Below are 25,917 nucleotides of genomic sequence, written 5' to 3'. Positions count from 1 at the left end.
GCCCGTTTCTTTATATTCTACAATCATGGTATGATAGTGGGGAAATGATTTGTAATATAAAGGACGGGTTTTTTTGATGGCACAAGAAGTGGCAAATAAATTTATTGAAAATGTATGTAATCATTTAGTGCGCAATTTAAATATTACAAAGATTGAGGAGCACTTTAAAGAGACAATCGCGATACAGCGTAAATCGGCACAATCTCAAATTGATTTTTTTGATATGTTAATGATGAATATGCTGTATTTTACTGAAAATGAGCAAGTTTGGGAAAACGTATTTTTGAAAATGCTCGAAAAGAAAGAGTGGTTAAAGGCTACTGTATTTGAGGAAGAGCTATTGATGCATCAAATGCGTATTCGTCAGCAGGTCGCTGAACAAATGGATGCCGCTAAAGAGTTGTTCCATAAGCAGTATGAAACAGAAGGTATGACAGAGGAAGCTATTGTCTACGATTATGCATATAGCTCTGCTGGACACTCAATGCGCATAGATTTATTAACGGTACTTGTCTCAACACCAGAACAATCAAAAGTGCTATTTGATGCAGATCCACAAGAAACTATTCGTATTATTAACGGCTATATTGCCTATCACACTGATGGGATTATTAATAAAGTGAAACTGTAATCAATTGGATATCCCACTGATTATTAGTCTTCACCAATCGAGCTTTTATGGGTAGTTAATCTCCCGACTAACTTCCTTGCTTTTGCTGGATTTTGAGGTTGGATACTTGGACGCCCAGCCGGAACGGAAATCAACTCCACGTTATAATGATAAGCATAATAATAATAGCTAAAAATGACAATGAGGCAATCCTGTTTTTGTCTAGATACCTTATGCAGTATAATGAGGTGATACTAAGGTCACCTGAAAGGAATTTAATCAATGAATACACCATTTACATTTAAACATACACAACCAACGAATATGGACCCAAATAAAAAATATCCAGCGATTTTTTTATTGCATGGAATGGGTAGCAATGAAGATGATTTACCGCAATTAGTACAGGATTTTAAAGAACAATGCCATGTTTTTAGCTTACGTGGACCTATTACTCAAAAGCCTGGCTATGCTTTTTTCACGATCCAGGAGGTCGGAAAACCAGACCGTGAAATTTTTGAGAAAGTTTTAATTGCATTACAACGCTTTGTGCTAGAGGCAATTGACGAATATCAAATTGATCCACATAAGGTGTACGTGCTTGGATTCAGTCAAGGGGCTGTTTTGGCACAATCACTTGCTTTTGTAATGGGGAATTTAATTACGGGAATAGTGGCGTTAAGTGGCTACATGCCAAAATTCGTGACAGAGGAATATGCAGTTCGCCCAGTTAATCATTTACATGCATTTATTTCTCATGGTGATTATGATTATGTCATACCGTCGCAATGGGGCATTGAAAGTAAAGAAATCTTTGAACAATTTGGAGCTACTGTGACATTTAAACAGTATCCAGATGGTCACGGTGTTACACCAGAAAATTTGCGTGATCTAACTGCATTTTTAGCACAGGAATTACAAGATACTATTCAATAAAAATAAAGTGGCTGGGACAAAACTGGTCAAAGCTTTAAAAAGCGCGAGAAATCAACGTTTCTAAAATTGATTTCTCGCGCTTTTTTGATGTTAAATTTTGCCTCAGTGCGGTCAGATAGTGTTGCATGATGAAACATTCCGATAAAATTTGAAATTGTTCCTATAAATCGCGAAATTGTTCCGATAAAACACAAATTTATTCCGATAAATCTCTCATCCGCGCTTTGTCGCTGACGTTGCGCTCCGCTTCACTTTCGCTGCAGAAAACATAGTATATCAATCAAAATTTATTTCGATAAGTTGCGATCTTTGTCAGTCACAGCAGCTACTGCATCGTGAATGGTTGTTTCAAAATGATTGCTTTGTAATGAGGATACACCTTGAATAGTTGTTCCGCCTGGTGAACATACTTGATCTACTAGTGCCCATGGATGTTCCTGTGATTGTAAAATCATTTTTGCGCTGCCGAGTACTGCATTTGCTGCAATATCAAGAGCCATGTTTTTTGGCATCCCTTCACGTACAGCTGCACGTGCTAAAGCGTCAATATACATATAGGTAAACGCTGGTGAAGCACCACCAATCGTTGTAAATATAGAAAATAAGTGTTCGGGTATCTCGATAATTGTGCCAACTGTTTCAAACAGTGAAATGACAAACTGAAGCTGTGTATCTGATACTTGCTCACTTGTTGTATAGCAGCTTGTGGAGGCACCGATTAGCGCATTGATATTTGGCATTACACGAATAATTGGGGTAACTTCAGATAAATAACCTTGTAAGTAGTTAATATTTTTACCTGCAGCAATGGAAACGATGACATGGTTGTCTTGTAAATGCTTTTTCACCTCTGGTAAAACGTCAGGCAACATTTGGGGTTTGACACCAAGGATAATGACGTCACAATTAGACATAATATCTTCAATAGAGCTTGCGGCCTGAATACCGTAAGAGGTTGCTAATTTTGTTGTTTTTACTTTGGTACGATTGAAGCCGTAAATAAAGGTGGAATCAAAATCTCCGCTTTTGCACATTCCTTTAATAATAGCTGTAGTCATATTCCCAAGGCCGATAAATCCGTATTTCACGTGGTAGACACTCCTTCATATTGTTAAAACATACACATTAGTATAGAGTAGATTGTTTTACTTGAATAGCAATATGCAAAGAATCAAGCTAATTAGGTTCAAATTCACATCAGTCGGTGGTATTATAGAAGATGTTGTGAATGAACGTGTATCTTTATTTTCATTCATTAGAAGACCAATTGGTGGGATGAATACGATTGATTCAGTGGATGTCCAAACGAAAGTGAAGTGACAGCAGCAAATACCACAAACCGTAATTGATTTTATTTATCCGAAAATAAAGAGATAAAGAAAATCATGTACTTTATGTGAACATAGGGACAGAATCTATCTAAAAGAGGTAAAATTATAATTTGATATGTTTAATGCAAATTTTGTCGCTTTCTATCGAGTAAAGCGTGTAGAAATTATGAGAGAAAAGGAATTAAGATGAATGGAACAAAATCTAAAAACGGAGCATAAACCACAATCTTCCGAGACATCATCAGGGAAGTCCTCACGCTCTACTATTTTAGCGCAGACAGTTAAAACAGGAATCATTAAATCAAATTTAATTCCTATGTGGGCTGGTTTAACGCTAGGTATGTACAAAAATAAAATGACTTTTGTAGAGAATATACCAGAAATTATTTTTGCTACGACTGGTTCTGCACTTGTTATTGGAGCTGCTGGAGCTTTTAATAATGTGTATGACCGAGACATTGACGCTCTTATGCCTCGTACGCAAAGTCGACCAACTGTAACAGGTGAAATGTCAGCGAAATCCACGTTGATTTTAGCTTTTGCCATGCTTATTATCGGGGTAACTTTGCTAGGATTTGCTTCACCACTAGCTGCAGCATTTGGCCTTTTAGGGGTGTTTTTATATGTAGTACCCTATACAATGTGGACAAAACGACGTACAATTTATAACACGGAAATAGGGAGTATCGGTGGAGCGATGCCAGCTTTAATTGGTTGGGCTGCTGTTTCTAATGATATTACACATCCTGCGATACTTGGTCTATTTTTGGTTTTGGTCATTTGGCAGATGCCTCACTTTTATGCCATTGCTATTCGTAAGCATGCTGACTATGAAGCGGCCAAAGTACCAATGCTACCAGTTGTAAAAGGGATGCGTCGTACTTATTATCAAACGAACTTTTATTTAATTTTATTAATATTATCAAGCTTCTTATTTGGTACTTTAAGTGTTGGCATTATGCTTGTTGCAATATTGTTAAGCATTGCATGGCTTGTTATGAGTATTTACGGCTATCATAGTAATAAAGATCAAACAAAGTGGGCAACAAAAATGTTTGTTTTCTCGCTTATCCATATGACAATTTTATTTTCAACGGTTATTATTTACTCTTTAGTAGGTGTTCTTTTTAAATTATATTAAAGCTTTCATCTTCATTCGGACGCAATTACGCTAAGGCGAAATTGATTTATCACGAAAAGCCAACAGGTTATTCTACACTTGTTGGCTTTTCCTTTTCCACAGAGATTATTTGACGACTTGGCCATTCTATTGCGTGTAACTGACCCCCAAAGACAGCCCCACCATCAATACCAATGATATTATTTTCACCAAAATAGACACTGTAATCTGTTAGATTTTGGTGAAGTTTGTAGGTAGGGGTATGACCAAAAATTACTGTTTTCTCTCCTTGATAACCTGCATGAAATTCTTCACGAATCCATAAAAATTGCATAGGATCTGTCTCTGCCATAGCTACTCCAGGTACGACTCCACCATGTACAAAAATGACATCCTCTAATTCGATGTAAATATCGAAGGTTTCGATAAGCTGTAAATGTTCTTCGAGCTTTGGTAAGGTCTGAATAAAGTTAGGTAATGTATTGTTTTCAATGGCATCCTTAAAATCGTCTAACTGATAGCCATAGCTTGCAAGTGTTGCATCACCGCCGCAAAGTCCTACCCAATGATTCCATGGCTTAGGATGGCCAGAGCGACAGGCTTTTAGCATGATAGCCTCGTGATTTCCTAGTAGCACACGTGCACCTTTTGCTTGTAATTCTCCTACTAAGTTTAAAACGCCACAAGATGCAGGGCCACGATCAATATAATCGCCAAGTAAAAATAGCTGATCTTGCATAGTATCGTAATTAGCTTTTAATAATAATTCTTCAAAAAGTTCTAATTCCCCATGTATATCACTAATTGCTAGTAATCGATCCATAAAGCGCATCCTTTCCAGTATTAGTGCAGTTTCTATTAAATATTAAATATAAAGAATAGTTCTACAAAATTCGACTAATCTAACTTTACATCAAAACATTGACTGTAAAGTTATGGCTCCATACCATTGGTGTCTAGTAATACTTTATCATATGACGAGGTGATTTCATTTCCTTATTCATTCGTCTATAGTGTTGGATAGCGAAGGGGAAGATTTATAGTAATTGGCGTGATGCTAATAGAAGCTGTAACAAATTTTTTAGGGAACCATATTAAAATCTGTTCTTGATGAAAAGGAAGGTTGGTATGAAAGCGCAATGAGCGACTATGAGGCTCAGACCACACTGTGTCCTCTCGTAGTGGAATAGTCCATATTTTGGTCTTAACTTATTTACATCATCGGAAGGTACGGGATTGTGGTACTACTCGCGCTTAATGTAGAGCCATTCCGTTTTTAAGCGCGAGTATAAAATTTAACTTCTTTCAGCAAATCCGGACGTAATTATGCCGAGCATAATGGATTTAGCCTGTAATATTTTCCCATTCTCGCTTCGCTATTGACTCGTCAAATGTTGATAGTAGTCGATAGTTGTGGGTATCTAAAATTCGAAAATGCTGACTAATGGCGTTTTGTTGTAGGCGATAACCATTGTACTCGCTAAGGTTTTTCCACCATATGTATCCACCCATCGTTTTTTCTTTAGGTTGTAATGTCCCGTTATTAGCGATTAAGTCAACAACCTCAAGTGGGTCACCACCAAGCTCATGCTGTAAAATTGAGCTTTCTCGGCATAATGCGCAAACCGCGACAGCTGTAGTCCAGCCTGTCTGAGTACGACCTTTTTCAATTTGAACAAGTGTTTTTTTAGAAAGTCCTAGTAACTCACTCATCTGATCCTGTGTTAAATCTTTTTCGGTACGGATTAATTTCAGTTTTTCTGAAATAAGTGTGATTAATTGTTCACGATTCATCCAAACACCCTCCCTTTCAGATAGTTAAGTACCATTATACATGAAAGTGGGCAGAGGTGTTTTCTGTTCACTAGTAATTGTAGTTAAACCGCGGATATTCAGAGATTTTTTCGATGAATCGCGAGTATTTTGATTCGTTTTGCAACGTAAAAAAACAGACTGCCCAGCAATTTATTCATTGGACAGTCTGTAAAATATTTAAATCTCGTACTTTTTTGTGTCAGAAATAACGCGGAAATGGATACCTTTAATTTGAGCACTTACTTTATGACGTAGTGTATCAATATCTACGAGCTCGTCATTATCATTAACGCATCCTGCAATTTCTTGTAATAACATCGTAAATGCTTCTTTGAATAGTGAACGCATATTATCAAAATCTAAGCTACGGAAGCTTCCGTCAATATCAAATGCCTCCACAGAATTTAGTTGCTTTGAAGCGCCAGCAAAGCGATCATCGTACACTGTATAGTTTTCATCTGTTACAACGATAATATATAATACCTCGCCTGTAATCGTTTTTAATTCAATGTTAGTTTTGTGTTTTTTGACGTCAGTAATGATGTGAATACCGTCCGAATGATATAGCTTAAACAATTTCATATGTGATGCCCCCTGAAAATAGAATCATATTCATTCATTTATTATATACGTATATTCCTAATAATGGAATGAGACGAAAGTATCTGGAACAGTTAGAACAGCTCTATTTGCATGATAGTTGTAAAGGCGAAATTGTGAAAATCGTACCAGATGTATTATGCTTCTGTTACAATGGGCATAATTTCGCGAAGAGGCCGAACCTCGATGTAATGAATCTGATGGCCATGTTGCTCAAAGATGCTAAATATATATGGTGCTAACTCGATATTTCTAGTTGCTTTAATGCCGTTATTCAATGTTAAAAACCAACCGCCTAATGTTTCAACTTCTTCTGCATCAAGTGTTACGTTTAATAGATTTTCGACATCCTCAATGAGCATTTTTGCATTTAAAATATAGTGATTGTCGCTTACTTTTCGAATTTCTGCAATTTCATCATCATCAAATTCATCGCGAATTTCACCAACAATTTCTTCTAAAATATCCTCGACTGTAACAAGCCCTGATGTCCCGCCGTATTCATCCATTAAAATGGCCATATGAATTCGCTCTTTTTGCATACGCACAAGTAATTCTTGAATTGGAATTGTTTCAATTACTCGAATCACAGGATTAATGAAATCTTCAAGGACTAATGAATCGTCTGTTAGTTGCTCAAGCAAACCGTGTGTAAACAATTCCTTGGCATTGATGAAACCTAAAATATTATCACGATCTCCATCATAAACAGGATAACGAGTATATTTTTCATCCGCGATAAAATGAATGATATTTGTAAAAGTTTCATTTATTTCAATTCCAACAATCTCTGTTCGAGGGACCATAATTTCACGAGCAATACGTTCATCAAATTCGAAGACATTATTGACAAACTTTAGCTCTGTTTTATTGATTTCACCACTTTTAAAGCTTTCAGATAGCAGTAAGCGTAATTCTTCCTCTGTATGTGATAACTCATGCTCAGAAGCAGGCTTCATACCAAATATGCCAACTAATACGCGAGCTGAGCCGTTCAAGAACCAGATAAATGGATACATTACCTTATAGAACAACATAATAGGTTTGGCAAAACGGAGTGTAATCGTTTCAGCCTTTTGAATGGCAGCAGTCTTAGGTGCTAACTCACCGACTACAACGTGTAAAAATGTTGCAATGGCAAAAGCGCCACCAATTGTAAAAATCATCATATATTTATCTGGAATGCCGATTAAGTCGAAAAGAGGGTGTAGCATAAATTCAAATGTTTTTTCGCCGACCATCCCGATACCAAGTGCTGTCACAGTTATACCAAGCTGACAGGCAGATAAGTACTCGTCTAAATGGTTGACAACATGTTTAGCAGAAATAGCTCTTTTATTGCCCTCTGCAATCAATTGGTCAAGCCTTGAGGAACGCACTTTTACAATGGCAAACTCTGTTGCCACGAAAAAGCCAGTTAAAGCTAATAAAATAGTGAAAATCGATAAGTTAAGTATGGTCTCCAAATAGTCGTTCTGTATGAACAGAACGTCACCTCCTAATTATGAATAAGTAAAAGTAAAGATTGCATAAGTGCAATACTTTCGGGTGAAACATTTTTTTTAATCTTTTCAATATCTTTATAGTCTTGTTTGTTCATTTGTTCAAGTAAAAAAGTTACATCATGCTCTAGGTCTTGCATTTTTATACGTAATAGTTGTACATCGATTTCTTCGAACGGAGTGATGTTAAGTTCGTGTTGTATGTCTATGAGTGAAAGACCCTCCTGTTTGCGTTGCTCAATATAATGAAGTCGTTCAATCATTGCAGGGGAGTAGTAGCGATAATTTGATGCAGAACGTTCTGCTTCTAATAGACCTATGTTTGTATAGTAATCGATTGTTCTTTTTGTAATACTCGTTTTTTCTGCAAGCTCGCCAATTTTTAATTTCTCTGTCCCAATACAAACACCTCCAACCATCACGTGATACTTCGATTATAACGTGATGGTTTGGTCAGTTTCAAATAGAAGAGCCCTATATTTCTAAATTGTAAGATTTCTTCGGGGGGATGGACTTATTTACTAAAGAATTGCCACCGAGCGAGATTATTTTAGGTGAAGATGTTATATTTATATTTTGGGCATCAACCATACAATTTTCTATTCTGAGCTTATTAGCAGTCGTTATAGCGACGATCTTTTAGAAAATAGCTTAAAAAAGCAATCTCATATATTGAAATTTGCTACCAATAATTTATATAATGTCAATCGTTACAGTGTAAATAGGAGGTTATTATGAAGAAGGTATTCAAGCTTATCACTATATTGCTCGTGGCAGTACTTGTTTTTTTTCTTTGCCTACACTTACTTATCGTGTCTCAAGGCAAAGATACTGCGAAAGAAAATGCAGATTACCTCATTATTTTAGGTACTCGTTTATCGGGGGATCAACCGTCTAGTCTGCTGTTCGAGCGCATCAAGACCGCAGCTGCCTACTTAAAAGAAAATCCAAATACAATTGCAATCGCTTCAGGTGGCCAGGGGCAGGACGAAATTGTGTCTGAAGCTTCTGTAATTAAAGAATCATTAATACAATTAGGTATTGATGAACAACGAATCATCACCGAATCCAATTCTACTCGCACTCTTGAAAACTTTCAGTATTCAATGGATTACATAGACAAAGATTCCACAGTTGTAGTTGTAACAAACCGATTCCATCTATATCGAGCCGAATCCATTGCTGAAGATTTAGGACTTAATGTTACCGGCTTACCAGCTGCAACACCATCTGAATTTCGTATTAAGTACTACACCAGAGAATATTTAGCTATCGTGAAGTATTATTTAGAAAAAATACATATCCTCACCTAGCATCACAGAATAACAGTCTAGAAGGAGCTGCAACGAGACAATGACACTAACAATTAAACAAAAACAAACCATTCAATCGTATCTTCTAAAGGACTTTATTCATTTGATTACTCTTGAAGTGAGTACTCCTATGCAAAAACAGGTGGTCCAGCCGAGAGAACTATTGCTATTCGGAAAATATTCCATTAACCGTCTTAGGGAACTGTTCTAACTGATATACGGGGTACATTAGTTTTATTTTCGATTCGCGAAATATCAAAAAAGGCAGATTTAATCTACACGTTTTGTAGATTAAATCTTCCTTTTTTTTAAATAGTAATAATTTTTCGGCTCATCACCAAAAGTTGTGGATGACATTTTTTAAAATATATGCGCTGTATATTAGTTGATTGGAGTGGAGCCTGGGCGACTCCTCGGGGATCAGCGTCACAGATGAGACCCTGGAGCGAGCATCGCGAGTGAAGCGGCTCATCGGACGCCCCCAGGAAGCTCTGCTCTGCGCAAAAGCGAAGCGACAGCAACAAAGCGCCCAGTCGGAACGGAAATCAACCACACGTTATGGTGATTAGCCTAATTTGTGGAAAATAGCCTCGTTTCAAAGCTACGGAGTTTATTTTTGTAAATATGTATCATATAGGTGATAAAGTGCATCTTCACCAGTCATTTCTAAAATTGTTTCATCATTAAAAACAAGTGTTACATTTGTAGAAGCACTATCAATTTTATTGTCTGTTAAAGTGAATGTAACCCTTACTACACCTGTTTCTGCGAGTTGTTTTTTCATTGTATCATTCCACTTTTGTTCAGAAAATAGTGGTGCCTGCCATGTACCTCTCACATGAAGCTCATTTTTTTCTGCGTCATAATCCCAACGTATGTCACGTAAAATAGTTTTAAATAGGTCATTAACCGTAAAAGTTGTATCTTTATAGTTAATGTCAATTGCTCGTACAGCATGTACATCGCGACTAACTGCACTAGCCGCGGAGTTTGCTGCTGAAGTTATGCCTGATGCTGCATCTTTAATTTCAGATAGCCGATCTCCACAGCCAGCTAGCAACGCACAGAGGCATGCTATACTTGCTACTTTTGTCATCCATCTCACATGTAGTCCCTCCAGTTTTGCAAGTTGTTACTACTATATTAACGAAAAGAAAAATACGAAGAAAGGGCATGAAGGAGGCAGATTGTGACGGTTTTGCAACGATGCGCACGCCACTGAATGTTCAAGAAATTGAAATTTTAAGTATCTGAAAATTCAGCAAATTAATAAAGGAAAAGGAGCGGTTTGGATGAAGATTAATGATGAATTACTTGAGCGATTAGGGACTTATTTTGTTTACCATAGTGTTTATGAAAACTATGGCATTACCTTTGAAAATTTTGTTGAGCGTTGGTTGCGGGGGATACTTGAAGTATAAAGAGATAAAAAAAGAGTCGTGTTCAGCGCATGAACACGACTCTTTATAGTTACTTAAAATAGTTTGTGATAAATTGATTTGCCTCTTGCCAGTTATAAACTCGTACAACATTATCAGGAACAGCAAGACGGTTATACGGAGTGTCAAATAATACAACAGGTATTTTTAATTCCTCCGCAAGTATGACTGCATTATCATGCTTATCCTCAAAAAATGCCTCAACACCATGCTTTTTAGCTACAGAAACCTTATCGTGACTACCGATGAGCTCGATATGATCGTAAGGAATAGACTGCGCTTTAAACCAATTTAGCGTTACATCTGATACATTCTCGCCACGAGCAGAGATGTAATAAAGCTCGTAGTTATCTTTCCATGCATTTAAAATATCTTTTGCATCTTTAGCCGCTTCAGATACCTCGTACATATATGGCTCATTTTTTTTAAACCATGTATTAAATGCAATACGATCAACAGGGTGGGGGAATGCTGATAAAAAATCATATTCGCACACATCGTCAAGCGTAATATTTACATTGTATTGTTTATTGATATGTGGAATGAGTGTACTAGGACATGTCACGGTCCCATCAATATCAATCCCAAAACGGGGCTTTTTCATGCTAGCACCTCCTTAGGCGTTCGCTTTTTCTGCTTCTTCAGCCGCGCGTTTTTCTGCCATTTCAGCTGCTAATTTATCGATTTCTTTTTTCAGCTCTTCAACCATTGTTTCTTCAGGCACTTTACGAACTGTTTTGCCTTTCATAAATAGTAAACCTTCACCACGTGCACCAGCAATACCAATATCTGCTTCACGTGCCTCACCAGGGCCATTTACCGCACAACCAAGAACAGCTACTTTTAACGGTACACTAAGTTTAGAAATATATTCTTCTACTTCATTGGCGATTGAAATTAAATCAATTTCGATACGACCACATGTTGGGCATGAAATAAGTGTTGCCATATTAGAAGCAAGACCGAATGATTTTAATAGCTCACGTGCTACTTTAACTTCTTCTACTGGGTCAGCAGATAGAGAAATACGTAACGTATTACCAATACCTTTAGAAAGGATTGCACCAAGGCCAGCTGCTGATTTTACAGTACCAGCAAATAATGTACCTGATTCAGTAATCCCTAAGTGTAGAGGGTAATTAAAGGCTTTAGACGCTTTCTCGTACGCTTCAATCGCTAGATTTACGTCTGATGCCTTCATGGATACGATAATATCGTGGAAGTCCAAGTCTTCTAAAATTTTAATATGGTGAAGGGCAGATTCTACCATACCGTCTGCAGTAGGGTAACCATATTTTTCTAAAATATGACGCTCTAATGAACCAGCGTTTACCCCGATACGGATTGGAATACCTTTAGCCTTAGCAGCATTAACTACTGCTTCTACTTTTTCCTTACGCCCGATATTACCAGGGTTAATACGAACTTTATCGATACCATTTTCAATTGCTTTTAATGCTAATTTATAGTCAAAGTGGATATCAGCTACTAGTGGAATATTGATACGTTTTTTAATTTCCGCAATCGCATCTGCTGCACGTTCATCTGGTACTGCGACACGAACAATTTGACAGCCCGCTTCCTCAAGACGAAGAATTTCTGCTACTGTTGCTTCGACATCATGTGTTTTTGTTGTACACATACTTTGAATGAATAATTCATTACTACCACCAATTGTTAAGTTACCGACACGCACAGGACGTGTATTTGTACGGTGACAAATTTCACTCATTAACTTTCTCTCCTTTTCGGGCCATACTTTCGACCGTCACTGACATTTATTTTAGCAGTGTAAGAAAATAAGGACAAGGAAGAAACGCTAACTTTTCATTTTCCGCATTTGTTTTCAAATTCAAATGACAGAGGAAGCTTAATATTTTCACCTGAGACAAGTTCCTGTAATTGTAAGTGTGGATTTAATTCATAAAATAATTGTAAGCGTTCGGGAAAGGTCATAGGTACTTTTGCAGGATGTAGTGCAAACAAGCTATGAATGGTATCACCAGGAATAGTTTGTACAGTGATATAATTTGGCTCTCGCTGTTTTTCACAAAGAGCATTTTCTGTATCTTTCGGATAAAACGCAGTGAGATGTAATGACCCTTCTGTTAAATCTACTTTCACGACAAAAGCAAAAATAATGATGAGAGCTGTAAACACTAATGCACGCAAAAAATCCCCTCCTTTTCTACACTATATTTAGAAGAGAGGGGATTCATGCACATTATTTTGCAATTGGTTGTTTTGGATATTTTATGAAGGCAACAATTAATAGAGTTACCGTTAAAAGTAAAGAAAAAACAGAGATTATTGTACTGTTAATTGGTAAATAATCTGATAACATACTTAAAAGGACTGCCCAAGTCATAGCAAATGTTGTAGTACGCCAAATATGACGGTATTCACCACGACGCTTCATGACTTTTAAAATAAATAGACCTGCCAATGCATAGAGAGCAATTTGTACAAAAATAAGCATCGTTGTAAAAACAAAAAGCATGATGAATGTTGCTGGATACAATAACCATTTAATGTCTTCTATGTATTCAGTTATACCATCTAAACTATTCATATCGAATGTATCAATAGACAAACCAGCCGTAAAGCGACCAAAAGAGAAAACTGTAACAACAGTAATTAGAAGAAAGGTATATTGAATAACTTTTCCGATAGGTAATAATCGATAGGCAGCGAGTTTTTTTGGATGAATTAGGCTATCGATAAATAATTGTGAGTGTTTCATAACATATCTCCTCCAATCGCTATTCTATCATGTTCAACTTTGACAAGATATGAAATAAGTAATAATAACTGAGAATACGATAATGAAATGTTAACTTTGTGTAAAAAAGTTAAAGGTTTTCTTTACTTTTTGTACACTATCATTTAAAGATTAGGAATAGAGTAGTAGAGACGTAAGAATTGGAGCGAATACAATTGACAATAGATTGGCAAAACATAATGTTTCAATTTTTAGGCGGTTTAGGAGTCTTTTTATTTTCTATTAAATTTATGGGGGATGGGCTCCAAAAGTCGGCAGATGATCGACTGCGTGAATGGTTAAATCGCTTTACAACAAACCCTTTAATGGGCGTATTAGTAGGCATAATTGTGACGATTTGTATACAGTCGAGCTCTGCAACGACAGTGATTACGGTTGGGCTAGTGAGCGCAGGCTTTTTAACACTGCGTCAAGCAATCGGTGTCATTATGGGAGCTAATATTGGTACGACAATAACCGCATTTATAATTGGTATTGATATCGGCATTTATTTTTATCCGTTACTAGCGCTTGGTGCTGGGTTGTTATTTTTCTTTAAGAAAGCCACATATCAACATATCGGGCAAATAGTATTTGGCTTTGGGGGATTATTTTTAGGGCTGGAGCTTATGAGTGCAAGCATGCAGTCGCTTCATCAATTAGCTGACTTTGAATCATTAACGCTTCATCTAAGTAATCAGCCTATTGTAGGGATTTTTCTAGGGACAGTATTTACATTGCTTGTTCAAAGCTCAACAGCGACTGTCGGTGTGCTACAGGGCCTATATGCTGAGCAATTAATTGGCTTAGATAGTGCATTACCTATTTTGTTTGGCGAAAATATAGGCACAACCATTACAGCAGTGTTAGCTTCGCTCGGTGCGTCTATATATGCTAAGCGTGCAGCAATGGCACATGTACTATTTAATGTAATAGGTACTATTATTTTCATGATATTCTTTACACCATTTATGCAATATGTTGAGTGGATTAGTGGGCTATTCCATTTAGAATCGAAAATGCAAATAGCGATAGCGCATGGCTCGTTTAATGTGATGAATATGCTGATTCAGCTACCTTTTATTGGAGGATTGACTGCACTTGTCACGAAACTAGTTCCTGGACATGATGGAAATATTGATGTGACAACGAAGCATTTAGATCCATCCTTCATTGATTCCTCTCCAGCGATAGCACTTGGTCAAGCAAAGGAGGAAGTGTTACGCATGGGTGAGCATGCACTCCGTGGTCTAGAAGAAACATTTTTATATATGAAAACAGGAGAAGCTGCACACATTCCAACAGTGTTACAGTTAGAAGTAGCGCTCAATCATTTGGACGAGGAAATCACGGATTATTTAGTAATGGTGTCTAAGCAGCCACTTTCTCGTGCAGACTCAGTAAGACACCATACACTTTTAACAAATGTACGAGATATTGAACGTATAGGTGATCATTTTGAAAATATTTTAGAACTTTTACAGTATAAAGATCATCACGAGGTAAGTTTAAGTAAGTCAGCACGACAAGATTTAATAGGCATGTTTAGTTTAGCGATTGAAGCTGTTCGTAAGAGTATAGAGGCTTTAGATACGGCAAGTCTAAGCTTGGCACAGGAAGTAACTGAGCTCGAAAGCTTGATAGATGACATGGAAGATAAACTAAGACAAAAGCATATTGCTCGCTTAAATACAAATGAATGTAATGGAGCGGCAGGTATCGTCTATACGGATATCGTTAGCAATTTAGAGCGTATAGGTGATCATGCAGTGAATATAGCGGACTCCATATTAGGAATTCGACATTAAACGAATGAAACTTTTTATTTTGTAATTTCGTATTAAAGGCAATGCACGACAAAAGGAGAGAATTTTTATGGAAGTTGTTGGCTGGATTTTAGTGATTGCCTGCTTTATCGTTTCATTTGTTGGATTAGTGTACCCGATAATTCCAGGTATGTTATTTATACTCGGTGGTTTTATAGTATATGGGTTATTTTTCTCATTTGCAGAGTTAAGCTGGTGGTTCTGGGCGATTGAAATTTTATTTGTTGTTTTGTTATTTGGTGCTGATACTGTGGCAAATGCCTTTGGTATTAAAAAATTCGGTGGCTCGAATGCTGGTATGTGGGGCAGTACCATTGGTTTATTGATTGGCCCATTTGTCATTCCGGTTGCAGGGATTTTATTTGGCCCATTTTTAGGAGCGGTGATTGCAGAGTTACTCGTAGAGCGCCGTACATTAAAAGAGGCTGTGAAAAGTGGTGTTGGTTCTCTAGTTGGCTTTTTAACATCAACAATAGCGAAGGCTGTCATTCAAATCGTCATGATTATTGTGTTCTTTATAGCGATATGATTTTCTTCCCATGCAAGTTTAGTGATTTAACTTCTTTCAGCAATTATTTTCTGAAGCGAAAGAAAAGCGTCAGCTACAAGATGAATGCGGTATTAAGTCACTTTTCAGCGGGTGTCCAAACATATGCTGAAAGAAGTTAAAGCTTCCGGACGCAATTATGCCGAGGCATAATTGATAAAAGAGGGTAGGATAGTAATCGTATTGGTTTTTCGGTCAAAAGGCTGAAATCTTCATTTAAAAGTATTTTTCGTTGAATGGTTTGACCAATTTTGATAATCTAAGAGTGTACTAATTATTTCTTTACTTTAGGGAGGAACTTAACAATGGCTTATGAATTACCACAATTAACTTACGCTTACGACGCATTAGAACCACATATCGATGCAAAAACAATGGAAATTCACCATTCAAAACACCACAATACTTATGTAACAAACTTAAATGCAGCAGTAGAAGGCACTGAATTTGCTGAAAAAGACATTAACGATCTTATTGCAAACCTTGATGCTCTTCCAGCTGACAAACAAACTGCTGTACGTAACAACGGTGGTGGACATGCTAACCATACATTATTCTGGGAATTAATCGCTCCAGGCGGTTCAAATACTCCAGTTGGCGAAGTTGCAAAAGCAATCGATGCTAAATTCGGTTCTTTCGATGCTTTCAAAGAAGAATTTGCAAAAGCTGCTACAACTCGCTTCGGTTCAGGTTGGGCTTGGTTAATCGTTGATGGTGACTCAGTTGCTGTTACATCTACTCCAAACCAAGACTCTCCAGTTATGGAAGGTAAAACGCCAGTCCTAGGTTTAGACGTTTGGGAGCATGCTTACTACTTAAACTACCAAAACCGTCGTCCAGATTACATCGGTGCATTCTGGAACGTAGTAAACTGGGATGTAGTGGAAGCTAAATTCCAAGCTGCAAAATAATTATTGTTTAGATAGAAGGCTATGTCAGGTGATGAATCACCCCGGCATAGCCTTTTTTATTGGTTTTTTTAGGGGTAGTAGAAAAATCGATGGATAGAATCGTCAGAAGCAGAGCGAATATCCGTGCGAAGCAGGAGAATACCCGCTTCAGCAGAGCGACGGATAGCCCTGCTGAAGCGACGGATGGAGCTAACGAAGTGACGGATAGAATCGTCAAAGCGACAGATAGAGCTGCCAGAGCGACGGATAGCCTCGCTGAAGTGACGGATAGAGCTGCCGAAGAGACGGATAAACTCCGAATCGACGGATAGAATTGCTGAATCGACGGATAGAGCTGCTCAAGCGACGGATAGCCTCGCCGAAGCGACGGATAGAAATGCCGAAGCGACGGATAGCCTCTGAATCGACGGATAAAGCTGCCAAAGCGACGGATAGAATTGCTGAAGTGACGGATAGAGCTGCCAAAGCGACGGATAGAATTGCTGAAGAGACGGATAGAGCTGCCAAAGCGACGGATAGAAATGCCGAATCGACGGAAAGCCTCCAAAGCGATGGATAGAAAAGTCAAAGCTACGGATAGAATCCCAAAAACGACAGAGAAGCATCTTTTTTCAAGCTCTTGCTAAAGGGCAGAAACTTTTTACTGCGAAGTGCCGTCAAATAAATGGTGTTTTCAATCATGAATTCGCAAGTGCATGCTTTCCTGTCGTACCTTCGAATGGTATACTAAGTATCGTGTATTTAAAATGTAATTAGATGAGGAGGGGAATACATATGCGCAAAGTACCTGGGAAAAATCGCGCGACGAGTGTTAAAGCAAAACATCACTCTAATTTAACATTTCGTATGAATGTCCTTTTCTTTGCAATATTTATCTTATTTTCGATGTTAATTTTCAGGCTTGGCTATATGCAAATCGTAAAAGGGGAAGATTATGTACGTGTTTTAGAGCGTACAGAAGAAGTACCTGTCAATACAAGTGTGCCAAGGGGAAGAATGTATGATCGTAACGGACGTATTTTAGTGGATAACCAACCAGAAAATGCGATTACATATACGAAAATGCAGTCAACAACAACGGAAGATATGTTGAAAATAGCTGAAAAGCTGGCACAATTGATTGAACAGCCAACAGACCGTGTCACTTTACGTGATAAACAGGATTTTTGGATTTTAAAAAATCATGACGCTGCCTATAAAAAGGTAACAGAGGCAGAGAAAAAGAAAATTGGAGCACAAGAAAATATTACGACAAGTCAAACCAATGCACAGATTGATAAGCTTGTACGTGAACGAATTACACACGAAGAAATAAAGCAATTGACAGAGGCTGATTTAGAAGTATTAGCAATCTATCGAGAGATGGTATCAGGCTATAACTTATCACCGCAAATTATTAAGAGTGAAAATGTTACTGCCGACGAATTTGCACGTGTTTCTGAGCGTTTAACTGAATTACCAGGTGTCAACACAACGACAGACTGGAAGCGTGTGAAATTATCATCACTTGGTATTTTAGGACGCACAACCGTACCAACAAAAGGTATTCCAAAAGAAAACCTGAATTATTATTTAGCTCGTGATTATTCACGAAATGATCGTGTTGGTGAAAGTTATATTGAAGCGCAATATGAAGAATTACTACAAGGACAAAAAGCAGTTGTAAAAAATATTACGAATAAAAAAGGGCAAGTAGTTGACACCGTTACGACATATGAAGGTGAGCCTGGTAAAGATTTAGTCTTATCACTAGATAGTGAGTTACAGGCTGAAACAGAAAAAATTGTCGAGGAAGAATTGCTTAAATTAAAAGCACGTTCTGGCTCACATTTATTAGATCGTGCCTTTTTAGTAATGATGAACCCAAATACAGGTGATATTTTAGCAAATGTTGGTAAGAAGATTGAAAAAAATCCTGAAACAGGGAAAAATGAAGTCGTTGATTATTCGTATGGTACATTTACAACAGCTTATGAGTCGGGTTCTTCAGTTAAAGCAGCAACATTACTAACTGGATATAAATTAGGAGCCATTGAAACAAGCACTGTACTAGGAGATGAACCAATCAAGTTAGCGGGTACTGATTTTAAAAGATCAATTTTTAATCAGTCAGGCTATATATCAATGGATGGTTTAAGAGCGCTAGAACAATCTTCTAACGTTTATATGTTTAAAACAGCTTTACTTATTAACGGAACACCATATAGCTATGGGATGCCTCTACGTTTAAATGAAGATACATTCCCGAAAATGCGTAATTCTTATGCCCAATTTGGATTAGGTGTAAATACAGGGATTGATTTACCAAATGAATTTAGCGGCGTGCAAGGTCCTTCTGGTCCAACCTATGGGGGTAAAGCACTCGACTTAGCGATTGGACAATATGATACGTATACACCATTACAATTGGCACAGTATATCTCGACAATCGCCAATGGTGGCTATCGTATTCAGCCACATGTTGTGAAAGAGGTACGTGAGCCATCAAAAGATGGGCAACAGTTAGGACAATTAGTAACTGAAATAGGACCAACTATTTTAAATCAAATTGATAATACACCAGAAGAAATCAACTATGTGAAACAAGGGCTACGTCGTGTCTATACGGGTGCCAAAGGTACAGCTAGACATCAATTTGCCAATGCACCATATACTGCAGCAGGTAAAACAGGGACAGCTGAGGTAGTTTATTATGGACCTTTAAAACAGTATTACGGTACAAATACGATTAACTTAACCCATGTCGGCTTTGCACCATATGAAAATCCTGAAATTGCCTATGCAGTAGTGATTCCATGGGCAACAACAAACTTAAATCAACATTTAACTAATAATAACGATATTGCAAGACGTTCTGTCGATAAATATTATGAGTTAAAAGCAAAATATGAAGCTGAGAAAGTGACAGAGAGTAATGTAAAACAACCAATTTTACCAGCAATCACAAAAGAAAAAATTGGTGAAGATGAGCAAAAATAAAAGAAACCGCTAGTGCATTCAAATGCCTAGCGGTTTTTTTACAGTTTCAGAGTATTACTCACGGAAAGTTCTGGAATACCCACAAAACAAAAAACACGGTATGAAAAATCAATTTCATACCGTGTTTTACTTATTTCTATATAAATAGAAGACTTATTATACTGATAATTGTTGAATAGCTAATTCAAATTGTTGCTTCGGTTTTTTTCCATAAAGCTCTATATTATTACAGAAATAAGACTCTACCATAAAATCAATGGCTTCCTGTAGCGTAAATTCTCGATGATCCATAACAAGTGTTAAATACGTTTTAAAGTAATCGGCATTTTGTACTTTTGCATGCTTAATCACAAAGTCTAACTCCTCTTAGAATATTTCCTGACACAATTGCTTATTATAGCATCTTTCCAATAGGAAGCAAATTTATTCTCATTTAGAATAAGATTCCCACCTCTGAGGATGGAGAGTTGAATGCGGATGTGATCCCTTTTTAGTTATTGTCTAAACACCTACTACGTTAATCTAAGAACGCCACGTCCTGTGGCAATTTATCTGTAGCGACAGTAACAACAAATGTTTTCTGTGCGAAAGCGAAGCGACAGCTACAATTACGCAAGGCTAAATTGATTGCAATTGTAAATTCATCTTTACAATCGTTTACAAAGCATTACATTCCTTTACATCTCTTTTACGAACCGTTTATACGACTTCAACAATAAGTCATTATAGTAAAGAATGTAAGACAAATAACTATAAAAATGTTAGTGACGGAGGCAAATGAGATGAAAAAGTGGAAGTACTTAACGATGACTGCGGTAATGGGTTCAGCATTAATGCTTGGTGCATGTGGTAGCGACTCAGCGCAAAAGGGTAACAATGCAGAAACAAGCGCACCAGCGAGCTCAGGAAAAGATGCTGCTGACGAAAAACTGCAAGGGTCTGTAGCTGGAGATGGTTCATCAACAGTAGCACCAATTATTGAAGCAGTTGTTGAAGAGTATGCAGGGACTCAACCAGATGTCAAAGTATCGGTAGGTGTTTCTGGTACTGGTGGTGGTTTTGAAAAATTCATCGCAGGTGAGACAGACTTTTCTAATGCATCTCGTCCAGTAAAAGATGAAGAGAAAGCAAAACTAGACAAAGCAGGAATTGCTTTTACAGAGCTTCCTGTAGCATATGACGGTTTATCAGTAGTCGTGAATCCTGAAAACGATTGGGCGAAGGATTTAACAGTTGAACAATTAAAGAAAATTTGGGTTGAAGATGGTAAAGAGAAAAAATGGTCTGATATCGACCCATCTTGGCCAGATGAAAAAATCGTGTATTACTCACCAGGTACTGACTCAGGTACGTACGATTACTTTGATGAAGTGATTTTAGACGGTGCTGATCTAGCAAAAACAGCAACATTATCAGAGGATGATAATATGCTAGTTCAAGGTGTAGCGGGTGACAAAAACGCAATTGGCTTCTTCGGTTACGCTTACTACCTAGAAAATAAAGATAAATTAAGTGTTGTAAAAGTAAATGGTGTTGAACCAACTAATGAAACAATCAAAGATGGTAAATATACGCCACTTTCACGCCCATTATTTACTTATGTAAAAAATAGTGCGATGAAAGATAACGCAGCAGCGTATGATTTCATCAAATTTACTCTAGAAAATGCGGGAGATATGGCAGAAGCAGTTGGCTATGTCCCTCTACCTGAAGATAAATATGCTGAAGCTTTAAAAACTTTAGAAGGCTTAAAATAAGAAGACATGCATAGAGGGAAAGAGATGTATGCTCTTTCCCTCACTTATTTGAAAGGAGTACCTAATGGTTTCTCAAAAAGAAAACAAAACAACATCTGTGCAGCAATTAATTGCAAATTCGCGCAATCATAAAACAAAGAAAATAGTGGAAAAAGCAATGCCAGCTCTATTATTTTCTGCAGCTCTTATCTCAATCTTGACGACATTTGGCATTGTTTTCACCCTTATTTTTGAAACGTTTGAATTTTTCAAACGTGTTTCGATTACGGATTTCCTCTTTGGTACAGAGTGGTTACCGTTTTCAGGGAATGAACCATTATTTGGGATTTTACCATTAATCGCAGGAACATTGAAAGTCACACTTATTGCTGTTGTCGTTGCGGTACCATTTGGGATTGCTTCAGCAATATATTTAAGTGAGTATGCAAGCGAAAAAGTAAGACGAATTGTTAAGCCTATTTTAGAGATATTAGCAGGTGTGCCAACAATCGTTTATGGCTTCTTTGCATTAACGTTCGTAACACCGTTGTTACAGCAAATTATTCCAGAATTAAAACTTTTTAATGCACTTAGTCCAGGTATTGTTGTGGGTATTATGATTTTACCAATGATTACGTCACTTTCCGAGGATGCGATGTCATCTGTTCCAAATAGTATGCGTGAGGGAGCTCTAGCTCTTGGCGCAACAAAGTTTGAAGTTGCTGTAAAAGTAGTATTACCAGCCGCATTATCAGGCATTATCGCTTCAGTTGTTCTCGCTATTTCCCGGGCAATTGGAGAAACGATGATCGTATCACTGGCAGGTGGTGCTACACCTAAATTCGATTTAAATGTAACAGACTCGATTCAAACGATGACTGCGTATATCGTACAAGTTGCAACGGGCGATGCTGGTTATGGTACGACAATCTATTATTCTATTTATTCAGTTGGATTCACATTATTTATCTTTACTTTAGTGATGAATTTACTCGCTCATTATATTTCGAAACGCTTCAGGGAGGTTTACTAGCATGCGCTATATTGATGACACGGTCGTCATAAAACGAATGACAAAGCGTATTACTTTGAATAAAGTTTGGAAAGCTTTATTTTTCCTAGCAACGACATTTGCATTAGTGACACTAGCTATTTTGCTTTATCGCATTGTGACTCAAGGGGTCGACTATTTAACAATTGATTTTTTAACAAATTTTGCTTCACGTTTTGCAGATAAGGCGGGCATAAAGGCGGCTCTAGTAGGTTCACTTTGGTTGATGGCAGTTGTTGCTCCAGTGTCCATTATTTTAGGTGTAGGGACAGCCATTTATTTAGAGGAATATGCAAAGAAAAATAAACTAAATGACTTTATTCGTTTGAATATTTCTAACTTAGCAGGTGTGCCTTCCATTGTTTTTGGTTTACTAGGTTTAACAATTTTCGTTCGAATGATGGGACTAGGAAAAAGTGTTTTAGCAGCTGGCTTAACAATGAGTCTATTAATTTTACCAGTTATTATTGTTGCGGCACAGGAAGCAATTCGTGCAGTACCGAATGATCAACGAGAAGCTTCTTATGGTATGGGCGCGACGAAATGGCAAACGATCGTGCGTGTTGTGCTACCAGCGGCCATTCCTGGAATTTTAACGGGAAGTATTTTAGCGTTGTCTCGTGCGATTGGTGAAACAGCACCACTTGTTGTTATTGGAATTCCTGTTATTTTACAATTTTTACCTAATGGTTTATTGAGTCAATTCACTGCTTTACCAATGCAAATATATGATTGGGCAAAACGCCCGCAAGAGGAATTTCAACATGTAGCGGCAGCCGGTATATTAGTACTTATGACAGTACTTTTACTGATGAACTCTATTGCCATCTTTATTCGAAATAAATTCCAAAAACGTTATTAATGAGGTGACCTTATGGTACTAGATTTTAAAGAGGAAAAATCAGTTGTCAAATCGATTCATACGGCTACAAAGCCTTCAATTGAAGTTGCTAAAAAAGTAGTCTACGATACACGTAATTTAAATTTATGGTACGGCGATCATCATGGTCTAAAAGATATCAATTTAAGTATCTATGAAAATGAAGTAACAGCTATAATTGGCCCTTCTGGCTGTGGTAAATCTACCTATTTAAAGACTTTAAATCGAATGGTGGAGCTTGTACCAAGTGTTCGAACATCAGGGGAAATAGTATATCGTGAGCGCAATATTTTAGATAAAAACTATACTGTTGAAGAATTACGCACTCGTGTAGGGATGGTATTCCAAAAGCCAAATCCATTCCCGAAGTCTATTTACGATAATATTGCTTATGGTCCACGTATCCATGGCATAAAAAATAAAAAGATTCTTGATGAGATTGTTGAAAAATCTTTACGTGGTGCAGCAATTTGGGATGAAGTAAAAGATCGCTTAAATCAAAATGCATATGGTTTATCAGGTGGTCAGCAACAACGTATTTGTATCGCGCGTTGTTTAGCGATTGAACCAGATGTTATTTTAATGGATGAGCCAACATCCGCACTTGATCCAATTTCTACATTAAAAGTTGAGGAGCTTGTACAAGAGCTGAAAAAAGATTATTCCATTATTATCGTGACACATAATATGCAACAAGCAGCACGAATTTCCGATCGTACAGCATTTTTCCTAAGTGGAGAAGTTGTTGAATACGATAAAACAGACGTTATCTTCCAAACACCAGCAGATCAACGTACTGAAGATTATATTTCAGGTCGTTTCGGTTAAGGGGGAGCAGAAGATGGTCGTACGTGAACGTTTTGAGCAAGAATTAAAAGAAGTTCAAGCGCAATTTATCGAGATTGCTACTAGTAGTATCAATGCTCTTAAATTAGCATTTGAAGCATTAATAGAGCAGGATTTAGAGAAATCCTTAAAGATTCTTGAGGATGATTTAATCATTAATCGTTTGGAAGAACAAATCAATGATCATGTTATTCTAATGATTGCCAAGCAACAGCCTGTAGCTACAGATTTACGTCGTCTTATGGTGCTTGTCAAAGCGGCATCAGATATGGAACGAGTAGGGGACTATGCGGTTAATATTGCCAAAGAGACGATTCGTATTGGAAAAGAACCACTTGTCTTTCCTACAACAAATTTGCAAACGATGTGTAACAAGACTGTAGAAATGTTAGAAAGTATTATAAAAGCCTTTACGGATGAAGATACTGCTCGTGCCAAGGAAATTGCAGAATTAGATGATTACATCGATGATTTATATGGAGCGACGGTAACGCTATTGATGCGTGCGGGAGCTGAAAATCCAGCACATATTTCTCAAATCACACATTTAACATTTGTATGCCGATATTTAGAGCGCTCAGCTGACCATGCAACAAATATTGCTGAACACTTATTTTACTTAATAAAAGGCAAACATTATGAATTGAATAATTAGTAGGAGAAGAGCCGCTAACAAGCTCTTCTCCTTTTTACTGTCTATGATGTAAAGCTATATGATAACAGCAACATTGTTGAGCAAAATAGCGTCAAAATACTGCAAGCATAATTGTATTGTCAAAAAATTATTTTGGTTATACTATAGACATTATCCAAAAAAACATACTTTGGAGGTGTTGCTTCGTGAAAGACGCTGTACAATCACTTTTAGAGAAATTTGCTCTTACAATCACTTTAGAACAACGTGACTTTTTACGTTTTCTATATGATCACTTACATCTTGAAGAATTAAGTGACAAGGAACAACAAATTTTTATTGATTATTTTTACAAGAGTGAAACATTACGAAATATGGCAGCATTTTCACTTGAATTGGCAGACGTCATACGCGAGATGTGTGAAAACATACCAGCTATTGAGCAAGCTGAACGATTAGCCAATGGCAAAGAGCAGCGTTTGTATTATGAGCGAAAGTGGCAAGTTGCTAGACGTCAAAAGCTAAAGCATCAAACAACCAAAAAAGGAAATATCCTATATGTCCCGTTTGATGCATACAAAAAAGAACCAGGTCCAATCATTATTTGTCTTGAACAAACTACTGGTATGGCAGCATATTCAGAGCTTTGTAAAAGTATGATTTTACCGTTTTTTATGAATGCGCACCGTGAACGTCGAGATTTATATATCGTTCCATATGATTGTCAAATTCATGTACATTATCGATTTGAAAACGGTCATATCAATTTATGCGATTTTAAGGGTTTTATCGAATATCAGGCAAAGGGAGAAGCTGCAATTTTGCCTGTGCTTCATTTTGTAAAGGGTTTGCTCCAAGAAAATCAACATTATACAGAATCGGATATTATTATTTTTACTGAAGGTACGCCTATTGATGGGCAGCATCTTGTTGGAAAGAAAGCGAAAACCATACTTAATGAGATGAAGAGTAAGTATTGTGCTGAATTTTCGGTTATCACCATGCAGGAACATAATTTTAATGAGCAGCAATTTTGGTTTGCCAACAAGGCTTTTTTTGCGGATGATGCTATTCAATAAA

General features: G+C 37.3%; 30 protein-coding genes. 17 read left to right on the top strand and 13 right to left on the bottom strand.

The window, feature by feature from the left end; all coding sequences use genetic code 11:
* Nucleotides 1–76 precede the first annotated feature (76 nt).
* Both QUF91_RS18335 and QUF91_RS18330 read left to right on the top strand, forming a co-directional pair.
* On the top strand, nt 77–631 hold the full coding sequence (locus tag QUF91_RS18335; RefSeq protein WP_289420096.1) for a hypothetical protein: 555 nt from the start codon (nt 77–79) through the stop codon (nt 629–631).
* Nucleotides 632–892: 261 nt separating this feature from the next.
* Nucleotides 893–1,546, top strand: a complete 654-nt coding sequence (locus QUF91_RS18330) for an alpha/beta hydrolase (protein WP_289418978.1) — start codon at nt 893–895, stop codon at nt 1,544–1,546.
* Between the two features lie 287 nt (nt 1,547–1,833).
* On the opposite strand, the gene proC is transcribed toward QUF91_RS18330, so the two are convergent.
* Nucleotides 1,834–2,634, bottom strand: coding sequence for a pyrroline-5-carboxylate reductase (gene proC / locus QUF91_RS18325; protein WP_289418977.1), 801 nt, complete (start codon nt 2,632–2,634; stop codon nt 1,834–1,836).
* Nucleotides 2,635–2,695: 61 nt separating this feature from the next.
* Here proC and QUF91_RS18320 point away from each other — a divergent pair, with 61 nt between their 5' ends.
* Both QUF91_RS18320 and cyoE read left to right on the top strand, forming a co-directional pair.
* A complete protein-coding gene (locus QUF91_RS18320; protein ID WP_285396325.1) occupies nt 2,696–2,866 on the top strand; it encodes a hypothetical protein in 171 nt (56 codons plus the stop codon).
* Nucleotides 2,867–3,067: 201 nt separating this feature from the next.
* On the top strand, nt 3,068–4,018 hold the full coding sequence (gene cyoE / locus QUF91_RS18315) for a heme o synthase (protein ID WP_285396324.1): 951 nt from the start codon (nt 3,068–3,070) through the stop codon (nt 4,016–4,018).
* 67 nt (nt 4,019–4,085) lie between these two features.
* Here the strand turns inward: cyoE and QUF91_RS18310 are convergent, their stop codons facing one another.
* The 5 genes from QUF91_RS18310 to QUF91_RS18290 form a co-directional block, all read right to left on the bottom strand.
* Nucleotides 4,086–4,820: a metallophosphoesterase gene (locus tag QUF91_RS18310; RefSeq protein WP_285396323.1), complete on the bottom strand. Its 735-nt coding sequence runs from the start codon at nt 4,818–4,820 to the stop codon at nt 4,086–4,088.
* A gap of 521 nt (nt 4,821–5,341) precedes the next feature.
* A complete protein-coding gene (locus QUF91_RS18305; protein WP_285396321.1) occupies nt 5,342–5,791 on the bottom strand; it encodes a helix-turn-helix transcriptional regulator in 450 nt (149 codons plus the stop codon).
* 198 nt (nt 5,792–5,989) lie between these two features.
* Complete coding sequence (locus QUF91_RS18300; RefSeq protein ID WP_285396320.1) at nt 5,990–6,394, bottom strand: hypothetical protein; 405 nt, start codon at nt 6,392–6,394, stop codon at nt 5,990–5,992.
* Nucleotides 6,395–6,549: 155 nt separating this feature from the next.
* Nucleotides 6,550–7,878, bottom strand: a complete 1,329-nt coding sequence (locus QUF91_RS18295; RefSeq protein WP_285396319.1) for a hemolysin family protein — start codon at nt 7,876–7,878, stop codon at nt 6,550–6,552.
* Between the two features lie 32 nt (nt 7,879–7,910).
* The gene (locus tag QUF91_RS18290) at nt 7,911–8,333 is read right to left on the bottom strand and encodes a MerR family transcriptional regulator (protein ID WP_285396318.1); all 423 of its coding nucleotides are present in this window, start codon (nt 8,331–8,333) and stop codon (nt 7,911–7,913) included.
* 315 nt (nt 8,334–8,648) lie between these two features.
* Here QUF91_RS18290 and QUF91_RS18285 point away from each other — a divergent pair, with 315 nt between their 5' ends.
* Nucleotides 8,649–9,227: a YdcF family protein gene (locus tag QUF91_RS18285; protein WP_289418976.1), complete on the top strand. Its 579-nt coding sequence runs from the start codon at nt 8,649–8,651 to the stop codon at nt 9,225–9,227.
* Between the two features lie 389 nt (nt 9,228–9,616).
* On the top strand, nt 9,617–9,796 hold the full coding sequence (locus QUF91_RS18280; protein ID WP_289418975.1) for a hypothetical protein: 180 nt from the start codon (nt 9,617–9,619) through the stop codon (nt 9,794–9,796).
* 41 nt (nt 9,797–9,837) lie between these two features.
* Here the strand turns inward: QUF91_RS18280 and QUF91_RS18275 are convergent, their stop codons facing one another.
* Nucleotides 9,838–10,323 (bottom strand): hypothetical protein, encoded by a 486-nt coding sequence (locus tag QUF91_RS18275; RefSeq protein WP_285396340.1) that lies wholly within the window; start codon nt 10,321–10,323, stop codon nt 9,838–9,840.
* A 196-nt stretch (nt 10,324–10,519) separates the two neighbouring features.
* Here QUF91_RS18275 and QUF91_RS18270 point away from each other — a divergent pair, with 196 nt between their 5' ends.
* Nucleotides 10,520–10,648, top strand: a complete 129-nt coding sequence (locus tag QUF91_RS18270) for a hypothetical protein (RefSeq protein WP_285396316.1) — start codon at nt 10,520–10,522, stop codon at nt 10,646–10,648.
* A gap of 49 nt (nt 10,649–10,697) precedes the next feature.
* Here QUF91_RS18270 and QUF91_RS18265 read toward each other — a convergent pair whose 3' ends face one another.
* The 4 genes from QUF91_RS18265 to QUF91_RS18250 form a co-directional block, all read right to left on the bottom strand.
* Nucleotides 10,698–11,270 carry a 5' nucleotidase, NT5C type gene (locus QUF91_RS18265; RefSeq protein WP_285396315.1) on the bottom strand — a complete coding sequence of 191 codons (573 nt, stop codon included), beginning with the start codon at nt 11,268–11,270 and terminating at the stop codon, nt 10,698–10,700.
* A gap of 12 nt (nt 11,271–11,282) precedes the next feature.
* Nucleotides 11,283–12,398, bottom strand: a complete 1,116-nt coding sequence (gene ispG / locus QUF91_RS18260) for a flavodoxin-dependent (E)-4-hydroxy-3-methylbut-2-enyl-diphosphate synthase (protein WP_285396314.1) — start codon at nt 12,396–12,398, stop codon at nt 11,283–11,285.
* 95 nt (nt 12,399–12,493) lie between these two features.
* The gene (locus QUF91_RS18255; RefSeq protein ID WP_285396313.1) at nt 12,494–12,838 is read right to left on the bottom strand and encodes a hypothetical protein; all 345 of its coding nucleotides are present in this window, start codon (nt 12,836–12,838) and stop codon (nt 12,494–12,496) included.
* Between the two features lie 52 nt (nt 12,839–12,890).
* On the bottom strand, nt 12,891–13,409 hold the full coding sequence (locus QUF91_RS18250) for a DUF1189 family protein (protein WP_289418974.1): 519 nt from the start codon (nt 13,407–13,409) through the stop codon (nt 12,891–12,893).
* A 194-nt stretch (nt 13,410–13,603) separates the two neighbouring features.
* Here QUF91_RS18250 and QUF91_RS18245 point away from each other — a divergent pair, with 194 nt between their 5' ends.
* The 3 genes from QUF91_RS18245 (at nt 13,604) to QUF91_RS18235 (ending at nt 16,711) form a co-directional block, all read left to right on the top strand.
* Nucleotides 13,604–15,235 carry a Na/Pi cotransporter family protein gene (locus tag QUF91_RS18245; protein ID WP_289418972.1) on the top strand — a complete coding sequence of 544 codons (1,632 nt, stop codon included), beginning with the start codon at nt 13,604–13,606 and terminating at the stop codon, nt 15,233–15,235.
* Between the two features lie 67 nt (nt 15,236–15,302).
* Entirely contained in the window at nt 15,303–15,782 is a 480-nt protein-coding gene (locus tag QUF91_RS18240) for a DUF456 domain-containing protein (RefSeq protein WP_285396310.1), read from the top strand.
* 323 nt (nt 15,783–16,105) lie between these two features.
* Nucleotides 16,106–16,711 (top strand): superoxide dismutase, encoded by a 606-nt coding sequence (locus QUF91_RS18235; RefSeq protein ID WP_285396309.1) that lies wholly within the window; start codon nt 16,106–16,108, stop codon nt 16,709–16,711.
* A 19-nt stretch (nt 16,712–16,730) separates the two neighbouring features.
* On the opposite strand, the gene QUF91_RS18230 is transcribed toward QUF91_RS18235, so the two are convergent.
* On the bottom strand, nt 16,731–17,279 hold the full coding sequence (locus QUF91_RS18230) for a hypothetical protein (RefSeq protein WP_289418970.1): 549 nt from the start codon (nt 17,277–17,279) through the stop codon (nt 16,731–16,733).
* 206 nt (nt 17,280–17,485) lie between these two features.
* Between QUF91_RS18230 and QUF91_RS18225 the strand changes: the two genes are divergently transcribed.
* Complete coding sequence (locus QUF91_RS18225) at nt 17,486–19,690, top strand: peptidoglycan D,D-transpeptidase FtsI family protein (RefSeq protein WP_289418968.1); 2,205 nt, start codon at nt 17,486–17,488, stop codon at nt 19,688–19,690.
* A 156-nt stretch (nt 19,691–19,846) separates the two neighbouring features.
* Here the strand turns inward: QUF91_RS18225 and QUF91_RS18220 are convergent, their stop codons facing one another.
* Nucleotides 19,847–20,041, bottom strand: coding sequence for a hypothetical protein (locus QUF91_RS18220; RefSeq protein WP_285396306.1), 195 nt, complete (start codon nt 20,039–20,041; stop codon nt 19,847–19,849).
* Nucleotides 20,042–20,472: 431 nt separating this feature from the next.
* Between QUF91_RS18220 and QUF91_RS18215 the strand changes: the two genes are divergently transcribed.
* The 6 genes from QUF91_RS18215 (at nt 20,473) to QUF91_RS18190 (ending at nt 25,916) form a co-directional block, all read left to right on the top strand.
* Nucleotides 20,473–21,447, top strand: coding sequence for a PstS family phosphate ABC transporter substrate-binding protein (locus QUF91_RS18215; RefSeq protein WP_285396305.1), 975 nt, complete (start codon nt 20,473–20,475; stop codon nt 21,445–21,447).
* A gap of 64 nt (nt 21,448–21,511) precedes the next feature.
* On the top strand, nt 21,512–22,459 hold the full coding sequence (gene pstC, locus QUF91_RS18210; RefSeq protein ID WP_289418965.1) for a phosphate ABC transporter permease subunit PstC: 948 nt from the start codon (nt 21,512–21,514) through the stop codon (nt 22,457–22,459).
* A 1-nt stretch (nt 22,460) separates the two neighbouring features.
* Nucleotides 22,461–23,339, top strand: a complete 879-nt coding sequence (gene pstA / locus QUF91_RS18205) for a phosphate ABC transporter permease PstA (protein WP_289418962.1) — start codon at nt 22,461–22,463, stop codon at nt 23,337–23,339.
* A 12-nt stretch (nt 23,340–23,351) separates the two neighbouring features.
* The gene (gene pstB, locus QUF91_RS18200) at nt 23,352–24,185 is read left to right on the top strand and encodes a phosphate ABC transporter ATP-binding protein PstB (protein WP_285396302.1); all 834 of its coding nucleotides are present in this window, start codon (nt 23,352–23,354) and stop codon (nt 24,183–24,185) included.
* A 13-nt stretch (nt 24,186–24,198) separates the two neighbouring features.
* The gene (gene phoU, locus QUF91_RS18195) at nt 24,199–24,858 is read left to right on the top strand and encodes a phosphate signaling complex protein PhoU (protein WP_285396301.1); all 660 of its coding nucleotides are present in this window, start codon (nt 24,199–24,201) and stop codon (nt 24,856–24,858) included.
* Nucleotides 24,859–25,043: 185 nt separating this feature from the next.
* On the top strand, nt 25,044–25,916 hold the full coding sequence (locus tag QUF91_RS18190) for a vWA domain-containing protein (protein ID WP_289418960.1): 873 nt from the start codon (nt 25,044–25,046) through the stop codon (nt 25,914–25,916).
* The last annotated feature ends 1 nt before the right edge of the window (nt 25,917 follow it).

This window comes from Lysinibacillus sp. G4S2, from assembly GCF_030348505.1.
Classification (GTDB): Bacteria; Bacillota; Bacilli; order Bacillales_A; family Planococcaceae; genus Lysinibacillus.
The sequence above is the reverse complement of the archived record's forward strand: the minus strand, read 5'-3'. Positions and strand labels throughout refer to the sequence as shown.